12 protein-coding genes are annotated in these 9,280 nt (G+C 69.2%); 4 read left to right on the top strand and 8 right to left on the bottom strand.

Annotated features, from left to right (window positions below; genetic code table 11):
* Window positions 1-182, bottom strand: a 182-nt coding sequence (locus IY392_RS18065; RefSeq protein WP_194861979.1) for an RNA polymerase sigma factor, incomplete at its 3' end; no start/stop codon positions are given.
* Window positions 183-649: 467 nt separating this feature from the next.
* Between IY392_RS18065 and IY392_RS18070 the strand changes: the two genes are divergently transcribed.
* On the top strand, window positions 650-1,396 hold the full coding sequence (locus IY392_RS18070; RefSeq protein ID WP_182611998.1) for a cyclopropane-fatty-acyl-phospholipid synthase family protein: 747 nt from the start codon (window positions 650-652) through the stop codon (window positions 1,394-1,396).
* Between the two features lie 145 nt (window positions 1,397-1,541).
* Window positions 1,542-2,312, top strand: coding sequence for an SDR family oxidoreductase (locus IY392_RS18075; RefSeq protein ID WP_182611999.1), 771 nt, complete (start codon window positions 1,542-1,544; stop codon window positions 2,310-2,312).
* 312 nt (window positions 2,313-2,624) lie between these two features.
* Here the strand turns inward: IY392_RS18075 and IY392_RS18080 are convergent, their stop codons facing one another.
* From IY392_RS18080 to IY392_RS18105, 6 genes are all read right to left on the bottom strand, one after another.
* Window positions 2,625-3,002, bottom strand: a complete 378-nt coding sequence (locus IY392_RS18080; protein ID WP_107755293.1) for a sensory rhodopsin transducer — start codon at window positions 3,000-3,002, stop codon at window positions 2,625-2,627.
* Window positions 2,999-4,210: a D-arabinono-1,4-lactone oxidase gene (locus IY392_RS18085; RefSeq protein ID WP_107755292.1), complete on the bottom strand. Its 1,212-nt coding sequence runs from the start codon at window positions 4,208-4,210 to the stop codon at window positions 2,999-3,001. The genes IY392_RS18080 and IY392_RS18085 overlap by 4 nt, the downstream gene beginning before the upstream one ends.
* A 59-nt stretch (window positions 4,211-4,269) precedes the next feature.
* Complete coding sequence (locus IY392_RS18090; RefSeq protein WP_194861980.1) at window positions 4,270-5,670, bottom strand: GntP family permease; 1,401 nt, start codon at window positions 5,668-5,670, stop codon at window positions 4,270-4,272.
* Window positions 5,671-5,871: 201 nt separating this feature from the next.
* Window positions 5,872-6,177, bottom strand: a complete 306-nt coding sequence (locus tag IY392_RS18095; RefSeq protein WP_194861981.1) for a hypothetical protein — start codon at window positions 6,175-6,177, stop codon at window positions 5,872-5,874.
* Entirely contained in the window at window positions 6,174-6,533 is a 360-nt protein-coding gene (locus tag IY392_RS18100; RefSeq protein WP_194861982.1) for an MTH1187 family thiamine-binding protein, read from the bottom strand. The genes IY392_RS18095 and IY392_RS18100 overlap by 4 nt, the downstream gene beginning before the upstream one ends.
* Window positions 6,534-6,557: 24 nt before the next feature.
* Window positions 6,558-7,673 (bottom strand): LLM class flavin-dependent oxidoreductase, encoded by a 1,116-nt coding sequence (locus tag IY392_RS18105; RefSeq protein ID WP_194861983.1) that lies wholly within the window; start codon window positions 7,671-7,673, stop codon window positions 6,558-6,560.
* Between the two features lie 81 nt (window positions 7,674-7,754).
* Here IY392_RS18105 and IY392_RS18110 point away from each other — a divergent pair, with 81 nt between their 5' ends.
* The gene (locus IY392_RS18110; protein ID WP_107757896.1) at window positions 7,755-8,180 is read left to right on the top strand and encodes a DUF1622 domain-containing protein; all 426 of its coding nucleotides are present in this window, start codon (window positions 7,755-7,757) and stop codon (window positions 8,178-8,180) included.
* Complete coding sequence (locus tag IY392_RS18115; RefSeq protein ID WP_107755288.1) at window positions 8,177-8,587, top strand: cupin domain-containing protein; 411 nt, start codon at window positions 8,177-8,179, stop codon at window positions 8,585-8,587. Before IY392_RS18110 ends, IY392_RS18115 begins: the two co-directional genes overlap by 4 nt.
* 11 nt (window positions 8,588-8,598) lie before the next feature.
* Here the strand turns inward: IY392_RS18115 and IY392_RS18120 are convergent.
* Window positions 8,599-9,280: SDR family oxidoreductase (locus tag IY392_RS18120; RefSeq protein WP_194861984.1), on the bottom strand; the 682-nt coding region annotated here is incomplete at its 5' end.

The following is a 9,280-nucleotide window of genomic DNA, read 5'->3' on the forward strand; positions in this document are numbered from 1 at the left end:
ACCCGGACCAGCCACGCCTCCACGTTGGTCTCCTCCGGCAGGTCCGGCCAGGCCCGCAGCGCGGACAGGAACGTCTCGGACCAGGCGTCGTCGGCGTCGGGGCCGGACCCCAGGACCGCGCGGCACACGCGCAGGACGGTCGGCCCGTGCCGGACCACCGCACCGTCGAAGGCTGCCCTCATGACTCCGATCTTCCCCTCGTCCTCGCCGCCTCGTTCACACGGCCCTCCCTCCGGTTTCACGAGGTAGTCGTTCCGCGCCGCGAGAACGTGAGGTCCGTCCGGTAGGAGGCGAAGGCGGGGCCTCAGCCCGGCGCCGAGGACCGCGGCGGGTGATATCGTCGGACCACCAACACCACTGGTCGAGCGACTGTCTGCTGAGTTGAGGTGCATGGTCGTCGTCGAGACCACCGCTGCGCGCGGTGCCCGGATCGTCCTCACGTCCCGGGCCTCCTCCTGACGGTCGCTCGGATTCCCCCGGCGGAAGAACAACGGGGCGAGAGTCGCCGTCCGGAAGGCCCACCACCACAGGTCCGGCACGGTGTCCCACCACACCGCTATCTGCCGGCTCGCTCCTTCCCACTCGAGCTGTTGCCTGCGACAGGGCAGTACAGAGACAGAGCAGTACAGAAAGGAACGAGGTCGAGTTCGTGGACCTTCCCCGCATTTTCACCATCCGCGAGAGCAGCCACCGCATCCACAACCCACTGACCGAGGACAAACTCGCCGCGCTGGGCAAAGCCCTCCGACTCACCCCTGGGACGCGAGCACTGGACCTGGCCAGCGGCTCGGGCGAGATGTTGAGCACCTGGGCGCGTGATCACGGGATCACGGGAACCGGCGTGGACATCAGCACGGTCTTCACCGAGGCAGCCCGAGCCCGCGCCGCCGAACTCGGTGTCGCCGATCGTGTCGAGTTCATCCACGGTGACGCCGCCGGCCACGTCGCCGACGAGCCGGTCGATCTGGCCGCATGTGTCGGTGCCACCTGGATCGGGAACGGTGTCGCCGGGACGACCGAGTTGCTCGAACGGAGCCTCCGCCCGGGAGGCGTGATGTTGATCGGCGAGCCGTACTGGCGGCGCACCCCACCGGACGAGGAGACGGCCGTCGCCTGCCACGCCACCGGCATCGCCGACTTCCTGGCGCTCCCGGACCTGATAGGGCGGTTTCAGGGTCTCGGTTACGACATCGTGGAGATGATGCTCGCCGACCAGGACAGCTGGGACCGGTACACAGCAGCCCAATGGCTCAACCTGCGCCACTGGCTCGACCGGAACCCCGACGACGACCTCGCCACCGAGGTGAGGGAGGAACTCGCCACCACTCCCGCCCGCTACGCGCGCTACACGCGTGAGTACCTCGGGTGGGGCGTCTTCGCCCTCATGAAGCGCTAGCCGGACACCCGACCCCACTGCGGCCACCACCGGCGTCGCGGCCCTCGAGCCCCACCACCACCACGCGGGTCCGGTGCTCGGTATTGTCGAGTGCTGGACACTCCGGGCGGGACGCCGCATCGGACTGGCGTGTGGAGGACAGGGAATGGCATCGATCTTCATCTCGGGCGGAGCGGCTGGGATCGGCCTGGCAACGGCGGAGCGATTCGGCCGCGAGGGCTGGACTGTCGGGGTGTACGACGTCGACAAGGACGCCCTGGCCGCGGTGCAGTCGAAGCACCCCGACTGGATCACCGGGGAGCTCGATGTCCGCGACATGCAGCAGTGGGAGAGGGCGCTGGAGGAGTTCACCTCGCACACCGGCGGCACGCTCGACGTCCTGGACAACAACGCGGGCGTTCTCGTCGCCGGCGACCTGACGGAGATCTCGGCTGAGGCGGTCAAGGCCCAGATCGACATCGATGTGCTGGGCGTGACGCTCGGGGCCAAAGCAGCGTTCCCCTACCTCAAGGCCACGCCTGGGTCGCACCTGGTCAACATCGCGTCCGCGTCGGCGATCTACGGTCAGCCCGGGATCGCCACGTACAGCGCCGCCAAGTTCTACGTCGCCGGCCTGACCGAGGCGTTGGAGCTCGAGTGGGCACCGCACGGCGTCCGGGTGGTGGGGATCTGGCCGCTGTGGGCCAAGACCGCTCTCGCGGACCCCAAGGCCAAGACCACCCGGACCCTCGGCATCAAGATCACCCCCGAGCAGGTCGCGGAGAAGGTGTGGCAGTCCGTCCATCCCACCACCCTCGACCGCCGACTTCATCGCACCTCCTACAGCGTCGGCGAGCAGACGACGGTGCTCGCCAACATCTCCAAGTTCTCGCCCAACTTCGCGACCCGCCTGGTCAACAAGTTCCTGGCCCAGTAGGCCGCACACGTAGGGGTCACGGTCGCCTTCTCGTCGTCGCGCGGTTCATCACGCATCACGAGTGTCGAGCGTGACGTGGGCTGCGAGGGCCGACGTACCGCATCCGGCCCGCCAGGGAGAGTGACCTGGTCATCCTGCAGGACATCGAACGCTCGTGGATCCGATCGGCCGGTGGCGTACTTGTTGGCCGATGTGGTCGACGTCGACGCTCACCTGGGCCAGGTCTCGGTGCACAGCGACTACATGCACTGCGGGATCGGGACAGCCCTGCTGGAGCACATACCTCGCCGAGATCCAGGTGACCGCCCTGTCTCAGTCGGGCGCGAAACCCATCGTCGTCATACCGCTGAGGCCGCCACGACGGGTGTCGAGCCTCGTCACCTGGACGAACACCGGCACATCCGACCGGATGACCATGCCGTACGGTTCACCCAGGAAGACGGCCTGGGGGTCGATCAGATCGTTGACGCGCACGTGCCGCACCCGCTGGGCCGCGACCTGCACCGGGTAGGGCCCGACAGGGTCGCCGTCGGAGTGATAGACCGTCATCTCCAGGCTGGCGTCGGTCTCGCACACGTTGAGGATGCAGAGCTCGTCCCGGCTGGTGTACTCGGGTTCCGGGCCCGTGCTGGTCGACGGGATGTTCCCGCCGGGGAACACCCACAGGGTCCGGCCGGTCTCCTGGTTCATGCCACATCTCCTTCGAACAGCGACCGCAGGTAGTCGTTCATGAAGACGCCGTCCGGATCGAGGCGCCGCCTGACATCGTGGAACGTCTCCCATTCCGGGTACAGACCGCGTAGCTGGTCCGCGCGCATGGTGTGCTTCTTGCCCCAGTGCGGTCGGCCACCGAAGTCCTGCAGGATCGGTTCGATGTCGTTGAAGTACTCCTCGTAGGGCAGCTCGTTGTTCTGCAGAAGCGCGATGGTCATGGTGGGGCGCTGGTAGCAGTTGCTGATCAGCGCGTCGTCGGGCGCGATGGTCCGGACCAGGACGCGCCAGCCCACCTTCTGGCGGTGCCGCTCCTTGATCCGCTCCCGCAGGACCTTGAAGCATTCCAGGCCCTCGTCGAACGGCAGCATGTACTCCATCTCGTCGAACCTCAGGTCACGTGAGTTCGGGATGATGTCGTAGCTCACGCCGGTGGCGTCCTCGTGGACGTGGTCGCCCGGGGGTGTCAGGTCCGGCTCCTGCCCGGGGAGGTTCATCGTTCTGACCTGGGCCTCGTCACTGCGGGGATACCAGTAGAAGTCGAAGTGCCGATTGGACGTCGTGAGTTCGGCGAAGTTGTCCTGTACCCAGTCGATGTGGGTGCACCAGTTGAGGCGGTGCAGCTCGTAGGCGGGCAGCAGGCGCAACGTCAGTGACGTCATGACCCCGAGTGAGCCGAGGGAGACCTGCGCCGCGCGGAGCAGGTCCGCATCGTGGTCCGGCCCGGCGTCCTCGCCGAAGGGCACCACCTCTCCGTCCGCCGTGACCAGCCGGCCACCGACCACGGTCTGGGAGAGGTTGCCCAGTTCCCGCCCGGTCCCGTGGGTCCCCGTACCGATGGCCCCGGCGAGGGCCTGGTAGTCCACGTCGCCGAGGTTCTCCATCGCCAGGTCGTGCTCCGCGAGGAGTTCACCCGCCCGGGCGATGCCCGTCCCAGGGAGCAACGAGGCGCGACCGGCGTCGGTGTCGTGTGAGACCAGCCCGGACATCTCGTCCAGCGTGAGCAGGACGTCCGAGGTCCGCATCAGCGGGACGGAGGAGTGCCCCGAGCCGACCGGCCGGACGGTCCCGCCCTCCTCAGCGGTTCGCCGGACCACCTCCTGCACCGCGGCCTCGTCCGACGGCCGCGCGGTGTCCGACGGGGTGAAGCGCAGACTCCCGGACCAGTTGACGAATTCCTTGGTCATCGGTGTTCCTCCTTGTCTCGGTCTTGCCTCGATGCCACCGCACGGCGCGGTGGCGTGGTCTACAGCGCGAAGCTGAGTGCGAAGACGGTCAGGAAGGCTGTGCCCCCCATGATCGTCTGCATGGCGGTCCAGGTGAGCAGCGTCTGTTTCTCGGTCAGCCCGAGGAAACGGTTGACCAGCCAGAACCCGGAATCGTTGACGTGCGACAGAACCGTCGCCCCCGCACCGATGGCGACGACGACCGCGGCCAGCATGGGTGCCGAGAGATCCTGTCCCCCCAGGGTCTGGGCGACGATCGCGGCGGCGGTGACGGTGGCGACGGTCGACGACCCCAGTGCGACCCGCAGTACCACGGCGGACAGGAACGCCAGGAGCAGGACCGGGAACCCCAGGCCCTGGAACACCTCCTCGATCGCATCCCCGACGCCACTCTGCTCGAGGACCTCGCCGAACACCCCGCCGGCGCCGGTGACGAGCAGGATGAGCCCCACCGGGGTGAACGCGGCCGAGGCCACCGACTGCAGATCGCCGCGGTCCAATCCGTGGCGCATGCCGAGGACGTAGAAGGCCAACAGGACCGCGATGATCAGCGCGACGATCGGATCGCCGACCAGGGCCATCACCTGGGCGATCGGAGTCTCCGGGTCCACCAGTGCTTCGGTGGCGGTGTTGCCGAGGATCAGCAGCAGCGGCACGGCCAGGATGGTCAGGATGAGACCGAAGCCGGGGGCGTTCTCGAGTCGGTCCTCGGAGCTCTGCTCCTCGTCGTCGTCGCCGTCTGCGCCGTCGCCACCCCCCGCCTGGTCCCGGGCTTCCTCCTCCATGCCCTCGGGGACGCCGACGTCGATCCGGGCGCCGATGAAGCGCCCGTAGACGACCCCGCTCAGGATGACGGCGGGAACCGCCGCGACTATGCCGAGGAGGATCACCCAGCCCAGGTCGGCGCCCACGATCCCGGCCGCGGCCACGGGGCCCGGCGTGGGCGGGATGAGGGAGTGGCCGGCGCTCAACCCGGCCAGGAGCGGGAGCGCGAAGATGATGAGCGACTTCTTGAGTCGTCTGGCGAGGGTGTAGACGAGCGGGATCAACAGGACCAGCGCGACGTCGAAGAAGACCGGGATCGCCACGATGAGCCCGGTCAAACCCAGTGACCACGGAACCCGGCGCTCGCCGAAGGCTGTGACCAGAGTGTCGGCGATGCGGTCAGCGGCGCCGGTGACCCTGAGGACCTGCCCGAACATCGCCCCGAGGCCGACGATGATCGCGACGAACCCGAGAACGCCGCCCATCCCGTCCTCGACCACCTCGACGATCTCCGCGGGAGGGATGCCGACGATGAGAGCGGTGACGATACTGACGATCAGCAGCGAGACGAACGCGTGGAGCTTCAGGCCCATGATCAGCAGGAACAGCGTCCCCACGGCGCCCAGTACGGTGAGAAGCAGTGCTGCGGTCGACATGGGCGTCTCCGGGGATCGGGAACGGGTCACCCGCATGGTGACATCCAACCGATGCCGACGCATCCGGCCGCCGCCGCCCGTCAACGGTGCCCGGCCCCCCGGGCGCGCCTGCGGTTACCGTGGGGTTCCCCTGGTCCTGGGGGGACTGGCGGCGTGGGCGTGGAGGCGCGGCCGGGTCTGACACGCTAGCCGATCTGACACTCAGGGAGCGCGGCGCGAGCTCTCCTCGCCACTGCCCCCGAACCACCACCGTCGTGCCGCTGCGGCGAGGAGCAGCATCGCCAGCGCGCTCCACAGCAGGACATCGAATGTCCCGGCCTCGGGGGAGACGAGTTCGACCGTCGCCACCACGAGCGCGCCGATCCCCCCGAGCGTGGTGGCCGACACGTACGCGAGGGTCTGCGGACCGCGCGGGCCGGGGCGGTGCGCACCGGACCCGGCGGCGGATCCGGAATCGTCCACAGTGGAGTCGCTGCGCGGGTGATCCGAGGGGACGCGGGAGCTCACGGGGCGACCGCCTCGTCGTCGCCCCTCTCCCCTCCCCCGGGATCCGCCGCCAGGCCGTGTCGCAAGCGGTGCTCCACCCTGTCCACCTTTCCGCGCAACTCACCTGAGCGGCCGGGCCTCAGGTCGGCCTTGAGGACCAGGCTCACCCGCGGGGACACCTCCAGCACGGCGTCGGTGGCGGCGCGGATGACGGGCATGACCTCGTCCCAGTCGCCCTCGATGGTGGTGAACATCGACGTGGTCTCGTGGGGCAGCCCGGAGGCGCGGACCACCCGGACCGCCTCGGCGACGGCCTCGCTGATGGACGCTGAATCGTCCGCGGTCGTGGTGGGTGCGACGGAGAACGCGAAGAGCATGTCCCCACGGTAATACCCGGTCCGTCAGCCGCGGGACACCTGCTGCGGCACCCCGGGGTCGTATCCGGCCCCGGCCAGCAGTTCCCGGACACGAGGGATGACCTTGCGCCCGTAGAGATCGATCGAGGTCATGAGGTGCTCGTGCGGGGTCGGCCCGCTCGCGTACTTGAGGTCGAAGCGGTCCAGCCCCAGCGTGCGCACGGTCGCGGCGATCTTCTGCGCGACGGTCTCGGGCGAGCCGACGTACATCGCCCCGGACCGCACCTCGCGGTGGAAGTCGGCCTCGCTCGCGTCCCCCCATCCGCGCTCGCGCCCGATCTGGTTGCGGTTGACCAACCAGTGCGGCAGCGCCAGAGCGGCGGCCTTCTCGTCGGTCTCCGCGACGAATCCAGGCGAGTGCACCGCGATCGGCAGCCGCGGGGCGTCGGTGCCCGCCAGCTGCGCATTCGCCTGGCGGTACAGGTCGGCGAAAGGCGCGAACCGGCCGGCGGGCCCGCCGATGATCGCCAGCATGAGGGGCATGCGGTAGCGGGCCGCACGCACCACGGATTCGGGACTGCCGCCCACCGCGATCCATGCGGAGAGCCCGTGCTCGGTCTCCGGGTAGACGCGCTGGTCTACCAGGGGCCGCCGTAGCTCGCCGGACCACGTCACCGGCGCCTCGGGCAACAGAGCCGCGAACAGGTCCAGTTTCTCGGAGAACAACTGCTCGTACTGCTGGAGGTCGAGCCCGAACAGCGGGAACGACTCGGTGAAGGACCCGCGCCCCAGCACCACCTCGGCGCGCCCGTTCGACAGGGCGTCGATCGTCGAGAAACGCTGGAACACACGGACCGGGTCGTCGCTGGACAGAACGGTGACCGCCGAACCGAGGGTGATGCGCTGCGTGCGGGTGGCGATCCCGGCGAGCACGACATCCGGGGCGGAGACCGCGAAGTCGGGGCGGTGGTGCTCACCCACCCCGAAGGCGTCGACCCCCACCTCGTCGGCGAGCACCGCCTGGTCGACCACGTCCCGGATGACCTGGGCATGGTGGACGCGGGCGCCGCTGGAGTCAACCGTGGTGTCACCGAAGGTGTCGAGGCCCAGCGCGACGGACTGTGACGACGACGCGGGGGTGGAGGCGCTGTGCTGAGTCATGCCCCCATATTAGTTGACTTGTCAACCATAGTGTTCGCGCAGGTCCCGCATGCCCCTGCCGGGCCGGTCTACAGTTCCTCCATGACGTTCTCGGAGGCCGTGGAACTGGTGGGCAAGACGATCGACGCGGCGGGCGTGGCCGCCATCGTGGTGGGCGCGTTGGTGGCCGCCCTGTTCGCCCTGGACCCGCGCCGCCGGTCCGGCCCGGAGAACGACGCCTACACCGCGTTCCGTCGCCGACTCGGCCGCGCGATCCTGCTGGGGCTGGAGCTCCTGGTGGCCGCGGACATCATCCGGACCGTCGCGATCTCACCGAGCTACGACTCGGTGGGGTTGCTCGCACTCGTCGTGCTCATCAGGACCTTCCTCAGCTGGTCGCTCGAGCTCGAGATCTCGGGCCGGTGGCCGTGGCAGAAGGGAACCGGATCGCGCGGCGGGCGCGCCCGGCATGATGGAGACGACCGGGCGCGAGCCGACGTGCACGAGAGCGAGAGGACCACACCATGACCGCCAGTGATCACGGACCCCACCCCTACGTCGTCAACATCGAGGACGAGACCCTGTCCAACACCAACTACCGCACCACGCTGTGGACCGGAAAGCATATGCAGATGACGGTCATGGCGATCGCTCCCGGGGACGACATCGGCCTCGAGGTGCACGAGGACCACGACCAGTTCCTGCGCGTCGAGCAGGGCCGGGGTCGCGTCCAGATGGGGCCGGCCGAGGACCGGCTGGAGTTCGACGAGGAGGTCGGCGACGACTGGGTGATCCTCGTCCCCGCCGGGTCGTGGCACAACGTCACGAACATCGGGGACGAGCCGCTCAAGGTCTACTCCATCTACGCGCCGCCGGAGCACGCGCACGGCACCGTGCACGCGACCAAGGCCGAGTCGGACGCCGACGAGCACTGAACGACGGCGGGTCAGGCTCCGGCGGGATCCGCGCCCCTCCGGAGCCTGGTCGCCCGCACATACCTGGTGAGCATCCGGTCCATCAGCGCCGGCGACAGGCGCTGGAGCCGCCACGTCGCCCGCGCCCGGGCGGGTTCGATCACGAGAGCCCGGTTACTCCCGATCCCGCGCAGCACGCTCTGGGCCAGCAGGTCCGGGTCCAACGGTTCCCGCACACCCTGACCCTCCAGGTAGTAGTGCCGTCCGTCGAAACCCTCGAGCTCGCCCTTGTCCAGGATCGCGGTGTCCACCGCGGCCGGGCAGACCACGGTCACCCCCACGCCGTGGCCGGCCGCCTCCGCACGCAGCGAGAGCCCGAGCCCCACCACGGCGTGCTTGGTCGTGGCGTAGCTGGTGATCAGACCCGCAGGACACAGCCCGCCCATGGAGGCGGTGAGCACGAGCGACCCCGATCCCCGGCGGATCATCTCCGGGTACGCGGCGTGGACGCAGTGCACCACGCCGCGGATGTTCACGTCGATGATCGCGTCCCACTGCGCCAGGGTCAGCAACTCGGTGTCCCCGCCCCAGGTGATGCCGGCGTTGGCGAACATCAGGTCCAGACCACCGTGTTCGGCGACCACCTCGCCCACCAGGTCCGACACCGCCGCCGCGTCGGTGACATCGAGCGCGGCCGCCCGGGCGCTCCCGCCA

The organism is Dietzia sp. SYD-A1, assembly GCF_015356725.1.
GTDB lineage: Bacteria > Actinomycetota > Actinomycetes > Mycobacteriales > Mycobacteriaceae > Dietzia.

Coding starts and splice junctions, on each gene's coding strand:
- IY392_RS18110 (WP_107757896.1), top strand. CDS start 7,755: ATGACGTTCTCGGAGGCCGTGGAACTGGTGGGCAAGACGATCGACGCG.
- IY392_RS18080 (WP_107755293.1), bottom strand. CDS start 3,002: ATGAACCAGGAGACCGGCCGGACCCTGTGGGTGTTCCCCGGCGGGAAC.
- IY392_RS18100 (WP_194861982.1), bottom strand. CDS start 6,533: ATGCTCTTCGCGTTCTCCGTCGCACCCACCACGACCGCGGACGATTCA.
- IY392_RS18115 (WP_107755288.1), top strand. CDS start 8,177: ATGACCGCCAGTGATCACGGACCCCACCCCTACGTCGTCAACATCGAG.
- IY392_RS18090 (WP_194861980.1), bottom strand. CDS start 5,670: ATGTCGACCGCAGCACTGCTTCTCACCGTACTGGGCGCCGTGGGGACG.
- IY392_RS18075 (WP_182611999.1), top strand. CDS start 1,542: ATGGCATCGATCTTCATCTCGGGCGGAGCGGCTGGGATCGGCCTGGCA.
- IY392_RS18085 (WP_107755292.1), bottom strand. CDS start 4,210: ATGACCAAGGAATTCGTCAACTGGTCCGGGAGTCTGCGCTTCACCCCG.
- IY392_RS18105 (WP_194861983.1), bottom strand. CDS start 7,673: ATGACTCAGCACAGCGCCTCCACCCCCGCGTCGTCGTCACAGTCCGTC.